Annotated in this window: 17 protein-coding genes; 6 read left to right on the top strand and 11 right to left on the bottom strand. The window is 69.0% G+C overall.

The annotated features are described in order from the left end of the window. Window positions 1–114 precede the first annotated feature (114 nt). Entirely contained in the window at window positions 115–1,005 is an 891-nt protein-coding gene (locus BJ984_RS08830) for a helix-turn-helix transcriptional regulator (protein ID WP_179547699.1), read from the top strand. Beyond that, window positions 1,002–2,249 (top strand): multidrug effflux MFS transporter, encoded by a 1,248-nt coding sequence (locus tag BJ984_RS08825; protein WP_179547698.1) that lies wholly within the window; start codon window positions 1,002–1,004, stop codon window positions 2,247–2,249. Before BJ984_RS08830 ends, BJ984_RS08825 begins: the two co-directional genes overlap by 4 nt. Window positions 2,250–2,311: 62 nt before the next feature. Here the strand turns inward: BJ984_RS08825 and BJ984_RS08820 are convergent, their stop codons facing one another. Next, the gene (locus BJ984_RS08820; RefSeq protein WP_179547697.1) at window positions 2,312–3,334 is read right to left on the bottom strand and encodes an aldo/keto reductase; all 1,023 of its coding nucleotides are present in this window, start codon (window positions 3,332–3,334) and stop codon (window positions 2,312–2,314) included. Between the two features lie 92 nt (window positions 3,335–3,426). On the opposite strand from BJ984_RS08820, the gene BJ984_RS08815 reads away from it, so the two are divergent. Both BJ984_RS08815 and BJ984_RS08810 read left to right on the top strand, forming a co-directional pair. Then, entirely contained in the window at window positions 3,427–3,993 is a 567-nt protein-coding gene (locus BJ984_RS08815; protein WP_179547696.1) for a TetR/AcrR family transcriptional regulator, read from the top strand. 50 nt (window positions 3,994–4,043) lie between these two features. Then, window positions 4,044–4,547, top strand: coding sequence for a DinB family protein (locus BJ984_RS08810; RefSeq protein WP_179547695.1), 504 nt, complete (start codon window positions 4,044–4,046; stop codon window positions 4,545–4,547). Between the two features lie 33 nt (window positions 4,548–4,580). Here BJ984_RS08810 and BJ984_RS08805 read toward each other — a convergent pair whose 3' ends face one another. From BJ984_RS08805 to dnaK, 9 genes are all read right to left on the bottom strand, one after another. Then, window positions 4,581–5,156 carry an NADPH-dependent F420 reductase gene (locus BJ984_RS08805; protein ID WP_179547694.1) on the bottom strand — a complete coding sequence of 192 codons (576 nt, stop codon included), beginning with the start codon at window positions 5,154–5,156 and terminating at the stop codon, window positions 4,581–4,583. A gap of 58 nt (window positions 5,157–5,214) precedes the next feature. Further along, complete coding sequence (locus tag BJ984_RS08800) at window positions 5,215–6,750, bottom strand: FAD-dependent oxidoreductase (protein ID WP_271206480.1); 1,536 nt, start codon at window positions 6,748–6,750, stop codon at window positions 5,215–5,217. Window positions 6,751–6,860: 110 nt separating this feature from the next. Continuing rightward, the gene (locus tag BJ984_RS08795; RefSeq protein WP_179547692.1) at window positions 6,861–7,124 is read right to left on the bottom strand and encodes a UBP-type zinc finger domain-containing protein; all 264 of its coding nucleotides are present in this window, start codon (window positions 7,122–7,124) and stop codon (window positions 6,861–6,863) included. Further along, entirely contained in the window at window positions 7,121–7,573 is a 453-nt protein-coding gene (gene trxA, locus BJ984_RS08790; RefSeq protein ID WP_179547691.1) for a thioredoxin, read from the bottom strand. Before trxA ends, BJ984_RS08795 begins: the two co-directional genes overlap by 4 nt. After that, on the bottom strand, window positions 7,570–10,212 hold the full coding sequence (clpB, locus tag BJ984_RS08785; protein ID WP_179547690.1) for an ATP-dependent chaperone ClpB: 2,643 nt from the start codon (window positions 10,210–10,212) through the stop codon (window positions 7,570–7,572). The genes trxA and clpB overlap by 4 nt, the downstream gene beginning before the upstream one ends. Next, the gene (locus BJ984_RS08780; RefSeq protein ID WP_179547689.1) at window positions 10,203–10,520 is read right to left on the bottom strand and encodes a chaperone modulator CbpM; all 318 of its coding nucleotides are present in this window, start codon (window positions 10,518–10,520) and stop codon (window positions 10,203–10,205) included. The genes clpB and BJ984_RS08780 overlap by 10 nt, the downstream gene beginning before the upstream one ends. Further along, complete coding sequence (locus tag BJ984_RS08775; RefSeq protein ID WP_271206479.1) at window positions 10,517–11,464, bottom strand: J domain-containing protein; 948 nt, start codon at window positions 11,462–11,464, stop codon at window positions 10,517–10,519. Before BJ984_RS08775 ends, BJ984_RS08780 begins: the two co-directional genes overlap by 4 nt. A gap of 4 nt (window positions 11,465–11,468) precedes the next feature. Beyond that, window positions 11,469–11,984 carry a nucleotide exchange factor GrpE gene (locus BJ984_RS08770; RefSeq protein ID WP_179547688.1) on the bottom strand — a complete coding sequence of 172 codons (516 nt, stop codon included), beginning with the start codon at window positions 11,982–11,984 and terminating at the stop codon, window positions 11,469–11,471. Between the two features lie 11 nt (window positions 11,985–11,995). After that, window positions 11,996–13,873 (bottom strand): molecular chaperone DnaK, encoded by a 1,878-nt coding sequence (gene dnaK / locus BJ984_RS08765; RefSeq protein WP_179547687.1) that lies wholly within the window; start codon window positions 13,871–13,873, stop codon window positions 11,996–11,998. 190 nt (window positions 13,874–14,063) lie between these two features. Here dnaK and BJ984_RS08760 point away from each other — a divergent pair, with 190 nt between their 5' ends. After that, window positions 14,064–15,734, top strand: coding sequence for a PucR family transcriptional regulator (locus BJ984_RS08760; RefSeq protein ID WP_179547686.1), 1,671 nt, complete (start codon window positions 14,064–14,066; stop codon window positions 15,732–15,734). A 90-nt stretch (window positions 15,735–15,824) separates the two neighbouring features. Beyond that, a complete protein-coding gene (locus BJ984_RS08755; RefSeq protein ID WP_179547685.1) occupies window positions 15,825–18,209 on the top strand; it encodes a tetratricopeptide repeat protein in 2,385 nt (794 codons plus the stop codon). Between the two features lie 453 nt (window positions 18,210–18,662). Here the strand turns inward: BJ984_RS08755 and BJ984_RS08750 are convergent, their stop codons facing one another. Then, window positions 18,663–19,214, bottom strand: a complete 552-nt coding sequence (locus tag BJ984_RS08750; protein ID WP_179547684.1) for a hypothetical protein — start codon at window positions 19,212–19,214, stop codon at window positions 18,663–18,665. Window positions 19,215–19,217: the final 3 nt, after the last annotated feature.

The raw sequence follows: 19,217 nt of genomic DNA, 5'->3' as shown, positions 1-19,217 counted from the left end.
TTCGGGTGGTGGATCTTCAGTCGACACCCGCGCGAAGGAACAGTGAGAGGGCGGTGTTATCCCGGTTATGACAGACACTCTCTCCGGCCCCCACCCCGGGCGTAGCGTTTCCGTATGGACAACCGCGACGACATCCAGGCGTTCCTGACCGCCAGGCGGGATCGGATCACGCCCGAGCAGGCCGGTGTGCCGCTTTACGGCGGCCGCCGCCGAGTGCCCGGGCTCCGACGCGAGGAGGTCGCGATGATGGCCGGTGTCTCAACGGACTACTACACCCGCCTCGAGCGCGGAAACCTGACCGGCGTCTCCGAGAGCGTGCTCAACGCCGTCGCGCTGGCCCTGCAGCTCGACGAGGCCGAGACCGAGCACCTCTTCGACCTGTCCCGCACCGCGAACGCCGGCCTGAGGGGCCCGAAGAAGCGGCCCTCGCAGCCGAAGCTGCGGGAGAGCATCCAGCTCCTTCTCGACTCCATCACGGCGGCGCCGGCGTTCGTGCGGAACGCACGGATGGACTTCGTCGCCGGCAATCTGCTCTGCCACGCCCTCTACTCGCCGCTGTTCGCCAACCCGGAACGGCCGGTGAACCACTCGCGGTTCATCTTCCTCGACCCGAAGGCGCGCGAGTACTACGCCGACTGGGAACGGGCCGCGAACGACAACGTGGCGATCCTCCGCACCGAGGCCGGTCGCAATCCCTATGACCGGGGACTATCGGACCTGGTCGGTGAGCTCTCCACCCGCAGCGACGACTTCCGCACCCGCTGGGCCGCCCACCGGGTGAGCCTGCACCACTCCGGCGTGAAGACGTTCGTGCACCCGGCCGTCGGCGAACTCGAGCTCATCTACAACGCCCTCGACCTGCCCGCAGACCCCGGGCTCACCCTCACCGTCTACAACGCCGCCCGTGGCTCGGCCACCGAGGAGAAGCTGCGCCTGCTGGCGAGCTGGGCCCTCACACAGACGGATGTCTCATTCCCGACGATGGCCGCAGATACCGCCTCGTGAGCCGCGCAGCCCGACCGGGGCCGCCAGGAGGCGCGACCCCGGGGCGCATCCCGCTGCCCGTCTTCCTGGCGATCGCGTTCCTCTCCACCGTTGCCCCCATCACCACCGACCTCTACCTGCCGTCGTTCCCGCAGCTCGCGGCGGACTTCGGCGTGGACGAGACGGGGGCGCAGCTCACCCTCACCGCCTCCCTGGTGGGGATCGGCGTCGGTCAGCTCATCCTCGGCCCCGCCTCCGACCGGTTCGGCCGCCGCCGGCCCCTCATCGTGGGCGCGATCATCTGCTGCATCGCGGGTGCGGTGGCCGTCTTCTCCCCCACGCTCCCCGTGCTGATCGCGGCGCGCTTCGTGCAGGGCGCGACCGGCGCGGCCGGCATGGTGATCGGGCGCGCGGTGATCGCCGACATCTCCACGGGCGCCACCGCCGCCCGCGCGTTCAGCCTGGTCATGACGATCGGCGGCATCGCGCCGATCGCGGGCCCTGTTCTCGGCGGCTTCATCGCGGGCCCGCTCGGCTGGCGCGGTGCGCTCGTGATCGTGTTCGCCCTGACCGTCGGGATGCTCGTCGTCGCGCTGGTCGCGATCCCGGAGACCCACCCGGCGTCGCGCCGTGAGCACTTCCGCAAGCGTGCCGCCGAAGACGGCTCCGCCTTGCGCGACCTGCGCTCGCGCCTGTTCATCGGCAACGCCCTCATCTGCGCCTTCGCGTTCGCCGCCCTGATGGCCTACGTCTCGGCCGCCCCTTTCCTCTATCAGGACGTGATCGGACTCGACCCGGCCCAGTTCGGGCTCGCGTTCGGCGCGAACGCCGTCGCGCTCGTCGCCGCCACGTTCATCTCGTCGCGACTGGCCGTGCGCTGGGCGCCGCGCCGCATCCTCACCCTCGGCCTCGTCATCATGGCGGCGGCCGCGGCATCCTTCGCCCTGGTGGCTCTCACCGGGATGCCGGCCGGGCTGATGGCGCTGTGCCTGCCGCTCTTCCTCGGCGGATTCGGACTCGTGCAGGGCAACGCGGTGGCGGCCGCGATCACCGCGGTGCCGCGCGCGGCCGGCACCGCGTCGGCGCTCATCGGTTTCACCCAGTTCGCCCTCGCCGGCATCAGCACGGCCACGGTCGGAGCCGGAAGCGTCAGCCTGCCGGTGTCTCTCTCGATCGCGTTCGGCATCTGCCTCGCGGTGCTGCTCGCGGGATTCGCGGTCTCCCATCAGGCGGAACACGGGTCGCACGCCGGATCAGTCGGATAGCGCCACCGACCGCGTTAACTCAACTGTGCCGCTCGAAGCTCAGCGCCACGAACTCGAGCGCGCTACCGCGCCGAGCGAGCGGACGCCGGGCGGCGCCGCAGCGTGGCATCCGCGACCTCGGGCCCGCGGTAGACCATGTCCATCGCCCCGATGCTCTCACCCGGAGGAACGATCGCGTCGATCCGGTCGAGGATCTCGTCCGACAGTGAGACCTCGGCGCCCGCCAGGGTGTCCTCGAGCTGCTCCATGGTGCGCGGCCCCGCGATCGCCGAGGTGACTCCCGGATGCGCGACGGCGAACGCCATCGCCAGGTGCGTCAGCGGCATCCCCGCCTCCTCCGCCAGCGAGATGAGCTGCTCGATGGCACCGAGCCGCCGCTCATCCTGAAAATGCCGCATACCAGTACTCGCCCGGAAGTTCTCGTTCGCCTGCCCCGCGCGGTACTTGCCCGACAGCGCCCCGCCCGCGAGCGGGCTGTAGACGAGCGTGCCCATGCCATAGCGCTGAGCCACCGGCAGGATCTCCCGCTCGATCTCGCGATCGAGGATCGAGTAGTTCGGCTGCTCGGTGCGGAACCGCTCGAACCCGCGCCGCTCCGAGACCCACTGCGCCTCGACGATCTCCGACCCGCGCATCGACGACGTGCCGATCGCGAGCACCTTGCCCTCGCGCACGAGGTCGGTGAGCGCGGAGAGGGTCTCGTCGATGTCGGTGTCGGGCTCCGGCCGGTGCAGCTGGTAGAGGTCGATGCGGTCGGTCTGCAGGTTGCGCAGCGAGCGCTCGACGGCCTGCCGGATCCACCTCCGCGAGGCCCCGCGATGGTTCACGTCGTCGTCGACGGGACCCCAGAACTTGGTGGCGAGCACGACGTCGTCGCGCCGCCCGACGAGCGCCTCGCCCACCACCTCCTCCGAGTCGCCGTAGCGGTCGGCCGTGTCGATGAAGTTGATGCCGCCCTCCAGCGCGCGGTGGATGATCCGCACGCCCTCCTTGCGATCGGGATTGCCGAACGAGCCGAGCATCATGGCGCCCAGCGCGTAGGGCGTCACCTGGATTCCGGTGCGTCCGAGGGGTCGATACTGCATGGGGTCCTCCTGTTAGGATCAGATACGGAACACCGTTCCGCTACGCTGATTACTATACGGAACATGGTTCCGATTAAGCAAGGGGCCTTGCCGTGACCTTACCGACCGAGCCGCGCAAGGTGCGAGCGGATGCGCGGCAGAACCTCGACGCCCTCCTCACCGCCGCGCGCACGGTCTTCGCCCGCTCCGGGGTGGATGCGCCGGCCCGCGAGATCGCCACCGAAGCCGGAGTCGGGGTCGGCACCCTCTACCGCCACTTCCCCAACCGCGCCGAGCTCGTGGCCGCGGTCTTCACCTCGGAGATCGACGCCACGGCTGCGGCGGCGGCCGAGCTGCTGGCCGAGCATCCGCCGAAGGAAGCGCTCGACCTCTGGATCACCCGCTTCACCCGCTTCGTCGCGACCAAGCAGGGCCTCTCGGATGCGCTCCGCTCAGGCGACCCGGCGTTCGACGCCCTGCCCGCGCTGCTCATGGGCAAGCTCGGCCCGGCCCTCGCCTCGCTGCTCGACGCGGCCGCAGCGTCCGGCGACATCCGCGATGACGTCGACCCCCTCGAACTCCTCCAGGCCGTCGGCGATCTCAGCCACCGCGCCCCCTCCCCCGACGGCACGCCGAACCCGATGGTGCGGCTGCTTCTCGACGGCCTCCGCACTCGGTAGAAGCAGTCCCGACGAGTGCGCTCGCGGGCTCGCTCGGTGATACTCGATGCATGGAACGCACCGACCACCCCGAAGCCTGGGACGAACGATCGACCCTGCTCACGATGCTGCAGTACACCCGCGACACCGCCATCGAGAAGTCGACGGGTCTGACGGATGCACAGGCCGCAGCCGCCCCGCTCGCCACGTCACCGCTGATGAGCGTCGGCGGCGTGCTCAACCACCTGCGCTGGGTCGAGCACTCCTGGATCGAGAACCGCTTCGTCGGCGGCCCCGACCTCGGCCCCTGGACAGACGAGTCCCCCGACCAGGAGTTCATCGACGGCGCCACCCTGCCGCTGCAGACCGTGATCGACGGCTACCGCGCCCAGGCAGTCGCGACCGACGCGATCATCGCCGGCCTGCAGCTCGACGACCGGTCGCAGACATCGTTCCGCTCGGGCGAGCATCCGACGCTCCGCTGGGTGATCCTGCACCTCATCGAGGAGAACGCCCGCCACAACGGCCACCTCGACATCCTCCGCGAGCTGGCCGACGGCACCACGGGCGACTGACCGCCTACTGTCACCGCCTCCGCGCGTGTCTCGTCAGCGGATCACGGCGAAGCCGCCGTTCCACCCGATCTTCTCGCTCACCGCGAGCGTGAGCTGCAGAAACCCGATCGCCTCGAGTTCGCGCGCGCGGCTCAGGGCCCCCGCGTCGAGCGCCGAGACGCCGCCGGCCGTGATCGCCTCGATCAGCGCGGCCTTGGCGTCGGCGTCGTCGCCCGCCACGAGCACGGTGGTCGGCACACCGCCCAGCTGCCTGTGCACGAGGGTGGCGGCGAAGGTGGTGTTGAACGCCTTGAGCACGCGGCTCTCGAGGAGCTCCGCCTGGATGTGGGATGCGGCGGACGCGTCGGCGGGCACCACGAGCGAGTCGAAGGTCGAGAAGTCGAGCGGGTTGGTGATGTCGACGACCGTCTTGCCTTCGAGTTGCGCACCGAAGGCGGTCAGGATGCCGTCGACCTCGGGATGGGGAACCGCGAGCACAACGATGTCGCCCGAGATGGTCGCCTCGGTCTGGCCATGCGTGACGTAGGCGACATCGCTGCCTCCCGCGGCGAACACACCCCCGATGGCGTCGCCCATGGAGCCCTTGCCGATGATGGTGATGCGTGACATGACGATCCCTTTCCCTTCTGGTGGTGTGTGCTCGTGGAGTCGGTCGGCACACGGCCGCTCACGATCGGCTGCCGCCGGTCGCAATGTGATCGTGGACCATCCGCACGACGCTCGCTCCTTCGCCGATCGCCGCCGATATCCGCTTGACCGACTGGCTGCGGACGTCGCCGATGGCGAAGACACCCGCAACCGATGTCTCGAGGGCGGGCCTGCTCGCGCCGGACGGTGTCGTGCCGCTCCCCGTGATCAGGTAGCCGCGCTCGTCTCGAGCGACGTCCGGGCCGAGCCACGAGGTGGCCGGCGACGCCCCGATGAAGACGAAGAGATTCGTCGTGAGGATCTCAGTTCGCGCACCCGAGGGCACGTGCTCGACGACGACCGACTCGAGTTCGGCTCGGCCGTTCGCCTCCACCACCACCGTCTGCCGATGCACCGTGATGCGGGGATGCTCCTCCACCTGCACGATCAAGTAGCGCGACATGCTCGCCGCGAGATCCGCCCCGCGCACGACCAGGTTCACGTGCGACGCGGTGCCGGCGAGGAAGACGGCGGCCTGCCCGGCCGAGTTGCCGCCCCCGACCACGACGACCGGCTCCGCGCCGCACTGACGCGCCTCGTTGACCGTGGCGGCGTAGTAGACGCTCGTGTACTCGAAGCGGTCGAGGCCCGTCACCGCGAGGCGGTTGTAGCTCATCCCGGATGCGACCACCACCGCCCGTGGAGTGACGCTCGTTCCGTCTGAAAAACGCACCACCAGCGCGCCTTCGTCGACGACGAGGCTTTCGGCGACGGAGGGCGTGACCAGGGTGGCGCCGAACTTCGCGACCTGGAGGGTGCCACGCTCCGCGAGTTCCGCGCCGGAGATGCCGGAGGGGAATCCGAGGTAGTTCTCGATCCGCGCCGACAGCGCCGCCTGCCCTCCGGTCGCGACGGCGTCGGTGAGCAGAACGGACAGTCCGTCCGAGGCGGCGTAGACCGCCGCGGCGAGACCCGCGGGCCCCGCACCGACGACGAGCACGTCGCTGCTCGCCGGAGGGAGGGTGCTCCGCACGCCGAGCGCCTGTGCGACCTGCACGACGGAGGGGTTCCGGAGGATCCGCGATCCGCCGACGATCACTAACGGCACCTCGGAGGCGCCGAGTCCCAGCCGCCGCAGGATCGCCTCGGCGCCCGGGTCGTGTTCCAGGTCGAGCAACCGGTGCGGAACCCGGTTTCGCGCGGCGAAGTCGAGCAGCCGGCGGGTGTCGGGCGAGAACGGCGATCCGATCACGCGCAGCCCGGCCCCGAAACCGATCGCCATCGAACGCCGGATCAGGTAGGCGCGCAGGATGACGTCGCCGAGCAGCGGATCGCCGGTCACGATCCTCGTCAGCTCCTCGATCGGCACCGCGAGCGCGACGCCGTCGACCACCGCGGTGGTGGTGCTGAAGGTCGGCTGCCCTTCCAGCAACCCGATGTCGCCCACGAAACGGCCGGGGCCGTGGATGCCGACCTGCTCGCCGTCGGAGACCTCGAGCAGCCCCTCGAGCACCACGAAGAACGAGACGGGCACCTCGCCCGCCCGCATGAGCACCTGCCCTTCGGAGACGGGCACGGGCGATCCCACCCCCCTCAGAACCTCCAGCTGCACAGGCGTGAGCCGGGGGTACGCCCCGAGCGTGTCCGGCGTCTCCACGACGACCCTCCCCGATCCGAGGCCCGGCATCAGGCGAAGTCCTCGTCGATGTAGCACCAGCGCCAGGTCTCCCCCGGCTCGAGGGAGCGCACGATGGGATGCCCGTCGTGCCGTGCGTGCGCTCGCGCATGCCTCATCGGCGACGAGTCGCAGCATCCGACCTTGCCGCAGGTCAGACACAGCCGCAGATGCACCCACGGCGTGCCGAGGGCCACACAGTCCTCGCAGGCGCCGGGAGTGCGGGGAGACACCGGCCGGACGAAGGCGAGGTGGGGATCGGGGCGGACGGTCATGAGACTTCTCTTTCTTTCGCCATCGCCTCGTCGAACCAGCGGCGCAGCACGCCGACCGGCGCGGCGCCGGCCTGCCGGGCTATGACCTCGCCTCCGTGCAGCACGAGCAGTGTCGGGACGGCCTGGATGCCGAACCGCGACGACAGACCGGGCGCGCGATCGACATCCACCTTCACGAGCTTCAGCTCGCCCGCTCGCTCGGTGGCCAGCTGCTCCAGGATGGGGCTGACCACGCGGCACGGCCCACACCAGGTCGCCCACATGTCGACGATCACCGGCGGATCGGCCTTCTCCGCGACCTCGGCGAAGGTGTCGTCGAGAGCATCGACGATCCAGGGAAGGGGCTCATGGCAGTTTCCGCAGCGCGGCCGCCCCGCGCCGGCCGTGAGCACGCGGTTCTTGTGCTGGCAGTTCGGGCACCGGATGATAGTGGCCGTCGTGGTCGTCATGTCATCACCTCAGCCTCGGTGTCGGCCGCCGACCGCTCCAGGTCGACCACGAGGTCGCCGTCCCGCACGTCGATGCGCACGGTGGAGCCCTCGCCGACCGATCCGGAGAGGAGGGCCCGGCCCAGCCGCGTCTCGATGTCGTGCGAGATGTACCGCCGCAGCGGCCGCGCGCCGTAGAGCGGGTCGTAGCCGCGTTCGGCGATCAGCCACCGCGCCTCGGGAGTGAGTTCCAGCGTGATCTGGCGTTCCGCGAGGCGTCGGCGGAGGTCGTCCATCAGCAGCTCGACGATCGACTCGATCTGTTCGAGGCCGAGCGGCGCGAAGACGACGATGTCGTCGACGCGGTTGAGGAACTCCGGGCGGAAGCGGCCGCGCAGTTCGGCGAGCACCTGGTCGCGCACCTCGTCGGTGATGCCACCGCCGCTGTCGCGAGCGCCGCTGAGGAGGTGGTCGGCACCGATGTTGGAGGTCATGATCACGACGGTGTTCCGGAAGTCGACCGTGCGGCCCTGGCTGTCGGTGATGCGGCCGTCGTCGAGCACCTGCAGCAGGGTGTTGAACACGTCGGGATGCGCCTTCTCGATCTCGTCGAAGAGCACGACGCAGTACGGCCGTCTCCGCACCGCCTCCGTGAGCTGACCGCCCTCGTCGTAGCCGACGTACCCGGGAGGCGCCCCGACCAGGCGGCTGACGGTGTGCCGCTCCTGGTACTCGCTCATGTCGAGACGGATCATCGCCGACTCGCTGTCGAACAGCGCGCCGGCCAGGGCTTTGGCGAGCTCGGTCTTGCCGACGCCCGTCGGCCCCAGGAAGATGAACGACCCGATCGGCCGCCGAGGGTCGCGGATGCCCGACCGGGCACGGATGATCGCCTCGGTGACCAGCCTCACGGCCTCCGACTGCCCGACGACGCGCTCCTCGAGCACCTCGTCGAGCTTCAGCACCTTCTCGCGTTCGCCCTCCTGCAGGCGGGCGACCGGGATGCCGGTCCAAGCGGCGACGATCTCGGCGATCTCCTCCTCGGTCACGACCTCGCGCAGCATCCGCTGCCGGCCCTGCTTCGATTGGAGCCTCGCCTCCTCGGCGGCGAGGTTGCGCTCGAGGTCGGCGAGCGTGCCGTAGCGCAGTTCCGCCGCACGGTCGAGGTCGTAGTTGCGTTCGGCCTGCTCCGCCTCACGCCGCACCCGCTCGAGTTCGCTGCGCAGCTCCTGCACCTTGCGGATGGCCTGGCGCTCGGCCTCCCACTGCGCCCGCTTCGCATCGGCATCCGCCCGCAGGTCGGCGAGCTCCCGGCGCAGCTCATGCAGACGGAGGCGGCTCGGCTTGTCCTTCTCCTTCGCCAGCGCAGCCTCCTCGATCTCGAGGCGGGTCACCCGTCGCGTGAGCTCGTCGAGCTCGGCGGGCATCGAATCGATCTCGGTGCGCAGCCGCGCGCAGGCCTCGTCGACGAGGTCGATGGCCTTGTCGGGCAGGAACCGCTCGGTGATGTAGCGGTGGGAGAGGGTGGCGGCCGCGACGAGCGCGTTGTCCTGGATGCGCACGCCGTGGAAGACCTCGAGGCGCTCCCGCAGTCCACGGAGGATCGAGATGGCGTCCTCGACGCCCGGCTCCTCCACCAGCACGGTCTGGAACCGTCGCTCGAGCGCGGCATCCTTCTCGATGTGTCGGCGGTATTCGTCCAGCGTCGTCGCGCCGATGAGGTGCAGCTCGCCCCGGGCGAGCATGGGCTTCAGCATGTTGCCCGCGTCCATGGCGCCCTCGGTCGCACCGGCACCGACGAGCGTGTGCAGTTCGTCGATGAAGAGCAGGATGCGCCCGTCCGACGACGTGACCTCGGCCAGCACCGCCTTCATCCGCTCCTCGAACTCGCCGCGATACTTCGCACCGGCGACCAGAGCCGCGAGGTCGAGCTGGAAGACCGTCTTGTCGCGGAGCCCTTCGGGAACGTCGGTGCGCACGATCCGCTGGGCCAGACCCTCGACGATGGCGGTCTTGCCGACGCCCGGCTCGCCGATCAGCACCGGGTTGTTCTTCGTCTTGCGCGACAGGATCTGGATGACGCGACGGATCTCGGTGTCGCGGCCGATGACCGGATCGAGGCGCCCGGCCCGGGCGTCGGCGACGAGATCGCGGCCGTACTTCTCCAAGGCCTCGTAGGTCTGCTCGGGGGTCGCGGAATTGACGTGCTGGTTGCCGCGGACGGCGGTGAGCGCCGTCAGGAAGCTCTCGCGCGTGACGCCGTCGCTCTGCAGCAGGCGCGCCGTCGCGCTTCCGGGGTCGTCGGCGAGCGCGAGCAGCAGATGCTCCACCGAGACGTAGGAGTCCTTGAGCCGATCCGCCTCCCTCTCGGCACGGTCGAGGGTCGCTGCCAGGGTCTTCGACAGGAACACCTGGCCGGGCGTCGCCCCGGGCCCCGTGGCCCTCGGTTTGCGCTCGATCGCGCGCGTCACGTCGCCGAGCAGCACCGGCAGATCGACACCGGATGCCTCCAGCAGTCGCGGGATCAGTCCGCCCTCCTGCGTGATCAGCGCCAGCAGGAGGTGCTCGTTCTCGGTCTCCGTCTGCCCGTTCCGGCTCGCGATGCTCTGCGCCTGCTGAAGGGCTTCCTGGGATTTCTGGGTCAGTTTGTTCATCTCCATGGTGGAGTCCCCTTTCCGGAACGGATCACCCGGCGCCAGCTCTCGAGCACATCGATGCGGGCGAGCAGGTCGATGACGAGGGCGACGGCGGTATAGTTGAGCGACAGGTCGGCGTGCAGCCGCACGATCCGCCGCACCAGTCCGGGTGCGGTCGGGTCGAACCACAACCGCCCCGCGCCGTCCCGGTGCGCCGGGACGAGGCCGAGCTCGACGAACCGGGCGACGAGTTCGGGGTGGGTGCCGGAGGCGGCAGCGACCATCCCGATGTCGAGGCGGGGTGGGAGCGCCGGAAGCAGCGGAGAGCTCATGATGCGGCCCTCGGATCGTAGGCGGACTCGTGCCCGAGCGTCTCGAAGAGCTCGCGTTCACGGTCGGTGAGGTGCGGCGGGACCATGATCTTCACCTTCGCGAAGAGGTCGCCCGGCTTCCCGCCGGACTGCGGCATGCCCTGACCCTTCAGCCTCAGGCGGCGGCCGCTGGACGAGCCGGGCGGAACCCGCACGGTGATCGGGCCGCCGGGAGCCCGGGTCGAGACGCTCGTCCCGAGCGCGGCCTCCCAGGGCGAGATCGGCAGGTCCATCTCGATGTTCTTCCCGTCGAGCCGCAGATGACGGTCGGGCCGCACGCGGAACGTGACGACGAGGTCGCCGGCCCCGCCGTCGTCCCGGCCCGCGCCCCCGCCGCCGGTCACGCGCATCCGTTGGCCGTCGAGGACGCCCGCCGGGATCTGGATGTCGAAGGTCTGGCGGCCGCCGTCGGGGCCCGAGACGACGACCGTTCGGGCACCCCCGCGGAAGGCCTCCTCGACGGTGAGCTCGAGGGTGGCTTCGTTGTCCATTCCCCGCATCGAGCCGAAGACGTCGCCGAAGAGGTCTCCCCAGTCGACGGAGGCGCTGCCCGGCCCGGCGCCGCCTTGAGCGCTCGACCAGGTGTATCCCGAAGGCCCGGGGCGCGCTCGGGTTCGGCCGCCGCCCCCCGCCGCGCCGGCCCGCGTCTGCGAGGCGTGCTCGCGCTCGGCTCCCGCGGCGTACTGACGGAAGTCCGGCCCGAACCGGTCGTACTGCGCCCGCGAATCGGGATCGGCCAGCACGTGGTAGGCCTCGCTGATCTCCTTGAACCGGTCTTCCGCTCCGGTCTCCTTGTTGACGTCGGGGTGGTACCTGCGGGCCAGTTTGCGGTAGGCGCGCTGGATCTCCTTGGCGTCGGCCGATCGCGAGACGCCGAGCAGTCGGTAGTAGTCGTCGGCCGCCACGATGTCACTCCTCGGCTGAGGTGACGACGACTTCGGCGGCCCGCAGCAGCCGATCCGGGGTTCCGAACCCGAGCCGGGCGACGTCCACGACCGTTCGCGGCGGCCGGTCGCCCCGGCCGACCACCGACACGACCTCGTGGATGCGCGGGTCGAAGGGCACCCCGACCCCGTCGATGCGGGGGTAACCGAGGCGCTCGAGCGCGGCGACGGCCTGTTCCCGGATCGCCTGCATGCCTTCGGCCAGGCCGGCGCTCTGCCCTCGGGCGTAGGTGACCGCATCCTCGAGCCCGTCGACGACGGGGAGGAAGACGGATGCGGCCTGGGCACGCTCGGAGTCGCGGACGAATTCGATCTCCCGAGCCGCCCGCTTTCTCAGGTTGTCGAGGTCGGCGACCGCACGGCGCCAGCGGTCCTCGAGATCGGCGAGACGAAGGTCCGGATCGTCGGGCGCGACGGGCGGGGCTGACGCGGCACCCGCGTCGGTGTCGACGTCGGTGTCGGTGCCCTCCGGGTCGGCCATGTCACGGTCTCTCAGCTTCGATCGAACTCGGCGTCGACGACGTCGTCGTCGTCGGAATCGTCCTCGGTGTGATTCTCGGAGGACGGCGCATCGGATGCCCGGGCGACGGACAGCGCGGCATCCATCTGCTGCAACTCACTGGTCAACTCGCGCGCTTCAGCCGCCGAGACCTCGCGGCCGACGGCGTCTCGTGCCTGCCCGATCAGCATCTCGGCCCGAGCGCGCTCATGCTGCGGCACGGAATCGCCATGCTCGGTGAGCGTGCGCTCGACCCGGTACGCGGCGGCGTCGAGCTCGTTCCGGGCGTCGATGTCCTCACGCAGCCGCTGGTCCTCGCCGCGATTCTGCTCGGCCTCCCGGACCATACGCTCGATCTCGGACTGATCGAGATTCGTGGTGCCGCTAATCGTGATGCCCTGCTCGGCACCGGTGTCCTTATCGCGGGCCTTCACGTTCAGGATGCCGTCCGCGTCGATGTCGAAGGTGACTTCGACCTGGGGTTCGCCGCGCGGGGCCGGCCGGATGCCGGTCAGGGTGAAGCGTCCGAGCACCCGGTTGTCGGCTGCCCGCTCCCGCTCGCCCTGCAGCACCACGATCTCGACCGAGTCCTGGCTGTCCTGAGCGGTGGAGAACACCTCGCTTCGGCGAGCCGGGATAGTGGTGTTGCGCTCGATGATCTTCGTCATCACGCCGCCGCGCGTCTCGACGCCCAGCGAGAGCGGTGTCACGTCGAGCAGGAGGACGTCGCTGACCTCGCCCTTCAAGACGCCCGCCTGGATCGCGGCACCGACGGCCACCACCTCATCGGGATTGACGGTCATGTTGGGGTCCTTGCCCCCGGTGAGTCGTTTGACGAGGTTCTGCACCGCTGGAATCCTCGTCGAACCTCCGACCAGGATCACCTCGTCGATGTCGTTGGCGGTGACCTTCGCGTCCTCCATCGCCTGCCGCACCGGGCCGAGGCAGCGCTCCACGAGGTCGGCGGTGATGTTCTCGAACGTGGCGCGCTTCAGCGTCGTCGTCAGATGTTTCGGGCCGTCGGCATCCGCCGTGATGAACGGCAGACTGACCTGCGTCTGACTCACGGTGCTGAGCTCGACCTTGGCCTTCTCGGCCGCCTCGAACAAGCGCTGGAGGGCCTGCGGGTCCTTGCGGAGGTCGATGCCCTCCAGCTTCTGAAACTCATCGGCGAGGTAGTCGACCACGCGACGGTCGAAGTCGTCCCCGCCGAGATGGGTGTCGCCGGCCGTCGAGCGCACCTCCACTACGCCGTCACCGACATCCAGGAGGCTCACGTCGAAGGTGCCGCCGCCGAGGTCGAACACGAGCACCGTCTCGTGCTCTTTCTTGTCCATGCCGTAGGCGAGGGCGGCCGCGGTCGGCTCGTTGATGATGCGGAGCACTTCGAGGCCGGCGATGCGGCCGGCATCCTTCGTCGCGGTGCGCTGGGCGTCGTTGAAGTAGGCGGGAACCGTGATGACCGCCTCGGTCACCTTCTCGCCGAGGAACTTGGCGGCGTCGTCGACGAGCTTGCGCAGCACGAGCGCGCTGATCTCCTCCGGCGAGTGGAGCTTGTCACGGATCGTGAATCGCGCCTCGCCGTTCGGCCCGGCTGCGATGTCGAAGCCGACCGCCTTGGCCTCCTCGTCGATCTCGTCGAAATTCCGCCCGATGAAGCGCTTGGCCGACGAGATCGTTCCTTTCGGATTCAGGATCGCCTGCCGCCGGGCGAGCTGCCCCACGAGTCGCTCACCCGTGTCGGTGAACGCCACCACCGATGGAGTGGTGCGAGCACCTTCCGCGTTGGGGATGACTTTCGCCTCTCCCCCTTCCCAAACCGCGATCACCGAGTTCGTGGTGCCGAGGTCGATGCCCACTGCCTTGGCCATCAGACATACCTTTCGTCGGGCCCCACGGGTCATGCGCCCGGTTCGAGCCGTCGAGACTGGTCTCGCTGACGCCGAGTGTGCGCGTCCCCGGAGGCCGTGTCATCGGCCTCGCGAGTCGAAAGAAGCGGCGATCTTCGCTCTGTCGGGCCCAGCCGAAAGCAGTTAGCCTGGCGGTGCGGAGTCCACCATCATGTGCGCACTGAGCGACCCAGAGATAGTCGCGCAAGCCGACCTGGATGCCAAGGCACGGTCGGGCCTGTACGACCTCTTCAGAGTGGGTTCGACGATGTTCGAGCGGCCGACCGCGCGCCGAACGCTCCGCCTCGCATCCGTCTCGGCCAAGGCGATCTCCGGATGCGCGGTCCCCGCCGCGTACATCGCCCAGGGAGGTCGTCTCGCCCGCCATTCCGGCAGAGCCGACCGGCGGCTCGACCTGCTGGTGGAGGAGCGCGCCGGGACGAGCGGGGTGCTGGAGAACGGCCGGGGCTGGAGCTACGCCCTCTTCTTCCGGGGCACCGGTGCGGTCAGGGGTGCCCTGGTGCTCCGCAGGGCAGCCGAACCGTCACCCGAGGCGATGTTCCTGCTCGGCGCGCTGGCGGAGCCGACCGGTGCGGCGCTGGCGACAGCCGAGTTGATCGACCGGGAACGCCGCCAGGCTCACGAATTGCGGCAGCTCGGTCAGACTCAGAAGGGCGCCAACCGCACCCTGACGGCGACGATCCAGCGGCTCGACACGTACCAGAGGGTGCGGGATACCTTGGCCGCGGCGGCCCGTACCGAAAACGGTGAGACCCAGGTCGTCTCGGCCTTGAGCGCGCTCACGGGACGATCGGTGGTGCTCCAGGACTCCTTCGGCACGGAACGCATTCTGGTCAGGGTCGGCGACTGCGTTGCGCCGCCCGACCTCCGGGCAACCACTAGTGGCACGGCGAACGCCGCGGCACGGGCGGGATGGCATTCGACCGCGGTCTGCGCCGACGGCGAACTCGTCGGCGTGATCGGCATCTACGATCCGGATGACGAGCGGAGCGACGACGATCGATTTGCCGTCGAGCACGCGAGTGCGGTGATCGCCGTCGAGCTCGAACACCAGCGCAGTGTCGCCGCAGTCGAGATCCGCTTGGGTCGCAATCTCGCCGACGATCTCGTCCTCGGTGCCGACATCGTCGAAGCCCGTGCTCGCGCCGAGATGCTCGGCTTCGATCTCAGCGGCCTGCAACGCGCTGTGCTCGTGTCCTGGGAGCAGCCCTCCCCGAACGGTGTCGACATCGGGGCGGCCCTGGGCCACGACCTGATCGCCATGCGCGTGCCAGCTCTCATCTCGCGCCGGACGGACACCGTGCTCGCGGTCGTCGCTGCCGACGCCGACCTCTCCAGCCTTCACAGGCGGTTGTCGTCGACGGTGTTCAGCGAACGAGGCACGATCGGAGTGGGAGGGCGCTGCGTCGCCGACGATCTGCCGCGCTCCTACGCCGAGGCCGGCAGGGCCCTGAAGATCCGGATCGAGTCAGCTCGGCCATTCGGTCTCTCCCACCACGACGATCTCGGCCTGCTCCGAATCCTCGACACCTCGAACGACGGGCTCGAGCTCAACCGGTACCTGGATGAGTGGCTCGGCGCACTGCTCGAGCATGACCGCGAACACCACTCCGATCTCGTCCACACGCTCACGCTGTACCTGGACTCCGGCGGCAACTACGACCGTGCGGCGGATGCGCTGACCATCCACCGCAGCACCCTCCGCTACCGGCTCGGGCGCATCCGCGAGTTGAGTGGTCGCGACCTCACCGACCCGGAGAACCGGCTCAACCTCCACATCGCCGTGCGCGTCCAGGCGGCTCTGCGGGGCGGCCTGCGCTGATCCGCGCGGGCTCGACGCAACGAAGGAGGAACGCCCGTGACATCCGACCCCCACGAGGCTGAGTTCGTCGGCCGAGGACGGCGAGCGATCGTGGCCGGCCTCCTCGACCTGTTCGATCGAGCACAGGCAGACCGGCGGCCCGTCTGGGTCTCGCTGGAGGCACCGACCGGCTGGGGCAAGACGCGCATCGCCCGGGAGTTCTACTCCGCGCTGGCGCAGTCGCGCCAGACCGAGCCGGCGTACTGGCCCTCGGCGATCGCCACCGATCACGCCAAGGTCTCGGAACGACGCAAGGCCATCAACCCTCCCGACTTCGAGCACGTGCCGATGAGCCGACCGGACTACCTGTGGTGGGGAATCGCCTGCGGCAGGCGCAACGGCACGGCAACCGAGTCGCTGCTGCAGGACGTCGGCGTGCTGCGCAAGCACATCGACCATCTCGAGAACGCGTGGTGGTACCGGGCGGGCTTCGTGGAGAAGTTCGCCTACCCCGCGTTCCTCGCGCTCCGTGCGAAGGTGCTCGAGGAGGGCAGGACCGCGGTCGTCGACTTCGGCGTCACGAAAGCCGCTGAGATGGTCGGGGGCGCGCTTCCGGGTTTCTCGGCGATGAGCTGGCTGATCCGCAAGGGGGTGGCGGGGACGAGAGCTGCCCGGGCCCGCAGCAAGAACCTCAGGAGCGCAGAGGGGATCGTGTACCGGCCCTCCGAGGTGGACGAGGTGGAGTCGTTCCTCACCAAGATCGCCCCTCTGGTTCCCGTCGTGCTCGTCGTGGAGGACGTGCATGACGCCGATGAGCTTCTCCTCGACCTGCTCGAGCGTTTGATCCGCCGCGATGCCCCGGTGATGATCCTGACGACCGGATGGCCGGGGTTCGTCGACGCCGACCCCGGCCTCGTGCGCGTCATGCAGAGTGCGGGCGAGCGGTTGATCCGCATCGACGAGGAGTCGACGACTCTTCCGCACCCGTTCCCACCCGAGGCGTCGCTGCGCGCCCTGGACACCGCAGACCTCGAATCGATCGTGCACGCGCGTCACGCGCAGGTCGGTGCGGCCACCCGGGACGCGCTGGTCTCCACCTACCGCAATCCGTTCGCGCTCGAACTGGTGCTGGAGACGTACGGCGACCCCGACGACGACGTGCTCGAGATCGATCCGAGAGATCTCGAGCGGCTGTCGGGCAAGGTGGAGGATCTCTACAAGACGGCGTGGGAGCGGCTCAGCGATCCCGACCGCGAGGCCTTGACGCTGGCGACCCTCGCCATCCCCGCCATTGTCTCGGCCGATGCGGGCGCCGACCGATCGTGGGATCGGGAGATGCTGGCGACCGCGCTCGCGCAACTCGGCGACGACCACGGCGATCGCGTCACGGGGAGGAGTGTGATCGACCGCGCCTGGGTGCGCACGGTCGACGAGATCTTCTGCCAGTTCCACGACGTGGCGCAGATGAAGCTCGCAGCCAACGACTTCGCGAAGGCGCCTCGACGGCTGCAGGTGCGGCGTGCACTCATCGAGCAGGCCAAGGACCTCATCGCCGATCGCGACGCTCCTGCGCATCGAGCGGCGCAGGCCGGCCGGCTGTTGCTGGCCTACCGAGCTGAACTCGACGACCGCGAGTCCGTCGACGCGAGTCGCGCGCTGCTCGGCGTTCTCGGCGATCTGCACCAGGAGAACCGGGCGATCGAGAGCTTGGGCGATGAGGCCCTCCCTCGACTCGACCTGCGCGACCAGCGCGACCGCGAGCTGCAGTGGACCTTCGCTCAGACGCAGCGACAACTCGGCAACCCGAGGCGAGCGATCGAGCTGCTCGACGAGCTCCTGAGCGTGGAACAGGACGTCTACGGGCCGGACGCCTCGGAGGTTCTGGGGACTCGCCGGTCGATCGCGAGCGCCATGGCGCTCGACGGGCGACCACAGGCCGCCGTAGCGATGCTCGAAGCGGTGCTGGCTCAGCAGCTGACCACACGCGCTGAGTCCGACGCCGACGTGCTCGACACCCGGGCAGAGCTGGCCCTCGCCCTCTCGGAATCCGACCGCCCGTCGGACGCCATCCAGGTCACGGAAGACATCCTCGCCACCCAGGCGAACACTCTGGGTAGCGACAGCGCGGACCTCATCACCACCCGCGGCCGATTGGCCTCGGCGCTCGCGGACTCGGGTCGGGCGGCGGAGGCACTTCCCCTCTGGGAGCAGGTGGCCACCGCACTCGCCGCGAGGTCGGGCCGAGACAGTCCCGACGCACTCGCCGCGAGGTCGAGCGTGGCTCGCGCCACCGAGGACTCCATCGGTGCGCAAGCGGCGATCGGGCTGTTCACCGAGCAGCTCGCCGACGAGCGCCGGGTGCTCGGCCCAGACGATCCCCGCGTGCTCACCACGCGCGAGAACCTCGCTCGATCCACCGACGACGCCGGCGACCATGCCAAGGCAGCTGCCCTGTATCAGGCTCTCGCAGACGACAAGGCGCGACTCCAGATCTGACTCACGCTGGCAGATACTCGAGAGGGCGGCAACGGCTGTGTGCTCGGAACTTGAGTCGCACCGGAGGTACTCAACCGCGATTATCAGCAGCGACCCATTCGAAAATCGATCAACTGTCGGGTAATTCGGCGGTTAATCCCGGTGGATTCGGCAACGTTACCCGGGTGAAACGGCGACGAACCCCTACGCTTACGCCATGAATGGCGCACAGTAGAGGAAAGCCACCCCGCGCCGAGGTGGCTTTTTCCATGTACTTAACTCCGCCGCCACCGGCTCCGATACGCGGCGTCAGTCAGACTTTTTGCGAGCTTCTGACAGGCGAACCGCTTTGTCATCTGGCCCGTCCCCACTAAGAGTGAGGCGATCAGTGCTGTCGTTAGAGGCGTTCGTGTCGTCGACTCCGTAGTACACCGTCTCGTCGCGGTCGTCGTTCCCTCTTGCCATGTCTTCTCCCTAAATTGATTGCGAAAGCACACGAATGACCGCACATAGAGCCGCCGCGAGGACGAAGGCGATAATTCCTGCGGTTGCCCACCGTCTCTGACGAGCCAGGAGGGCGGAATACGTTTCGTACTCCTTAATGATGTTCGCCACTACTACATGACGCGCCGGTAGAAAGTCTTGCCCTGCGGCGATCTCGAACGCTTTACGAGGTTGGACAATGAAGCCCGTCGTTGGCGCAGCAGCCGCCAGCCCGAGGAGCGCGGCGATCAAGAAAAGTGCGATCACAGTGGTCCACCACGAGCTATCCGCCGCTACGCCGACAAGTGCCGCTGCTATTGACGCTGAGCCGACCAGTAATCCCGCACGAGTTTGCATCTGCGCAACGCTCTGCAACTGGGCGTCGCGACAACGCACGACCTCCTCGTGAAGTAGCTGCAACGTTTCTTCGCCATATTCTCGCCCCTGTAGGACGAGCTTTCGCGGCGGTACGCCAGCGACCCGAACAGTCTTGACTCGATCCCCCATACCTGAGGATAACAAGAAATCATCAACTGTTGACACAGA

This window comes from Herbiconiux flava (assembly GCF_013409865.1).
In the GTDB taxonomy this organism is placed as follows: domain Bacteria; phylum Actinomycetota; class Actinomycetes; order Actinomycetales; family Microbacteriaceae; genus Herbiconiux; species Herbiconiux flava.
The sequence above is the reverse complement of the archived record's forward strand: the minus strand, read 5'-3'. Positions and strand labels throughout refer to the sequence as shown.

Excerpts from the sequence above, each read along its gene's own strand:
- BJ984_RS08830 (WP_179547699.1), top strand. The coding sequence starts at position 115 with ATGGACAACCGCGACGACATCCAGGCGTTCCTGACCGCCAGGCGGGAT.
- BJ984_RS08820 (WP_179547697.1), bottom strand. The coding sequence starts at position 3,334 with ATGCAGTATCGACCCCTCGGACGCACCGGAATCCAGGTGACGCCCTAC.
- BJ984_RS08810 (WP_179547695.1), top strand. The coding sequence starts at position 4,044 with ATGGAACGCACCGACCACCCCGAAGCCTGGGACGAACGATCGACCCTG.
- BJ984_RS08805 (WP_179547694.1), bottom strand. The coding sequence starts at position 5,156 with ATGTCACGCATCACCATCATCGGCAAGGGCTCCATGGGCGACGCCATC.
- BJ984_RS08795 (WP_179547692.1), bottom strand. The coding sequence starts at position 7,124 with ATGACCGTCCGCCCCGATCCCCACCTCGCCTTCGTCCGGCCGGTGTCT.
- trxA (WP_179547691.1), bottom strand. The coding sequence starts at position 7,573 with ATGACGACCACGACGGCCACTATCATCCGGTGCCCGAACTGCCAGCAC.
- clpB (WP_179547690.1), bottom strand. The coding sequence starts at position 10,212 with ATGGAGATGAACAAACTGACCCAGAAATCCCAGGAAGCCCTTCAGCAG.
- BJ984_RS08780 (WP_179547689.1), bottom strand. The coding sequence starts at position 10,520 with ATGAGCTCTCCGCTGCTTCCGGCGCTCCCACCCCGCCTCGACATCGGG.
- BJ984_RS08770 (WP_179547688.1), bottom strand. The coding sequence starts at position 11,984 with ATGGCCGACCCGGAGGGCACCGACACCGACGTCGACACCGACGCGGGT.
- dnaK (WP_179547687.1), bottom strand. The coding sequence starts at position 13,873 with ATGGCCAAGGCAGTGGGCATCGACCTCGGCACCACGAACTCGGTGATC.
- BJ984_RS08760 (WP_179547686.1), top strand. The coding sequence starts at position 14,064 with ATGTGCGCACTGAGCGACCCAGAGATAGTCGCGCAAGCCGACCTGGAT.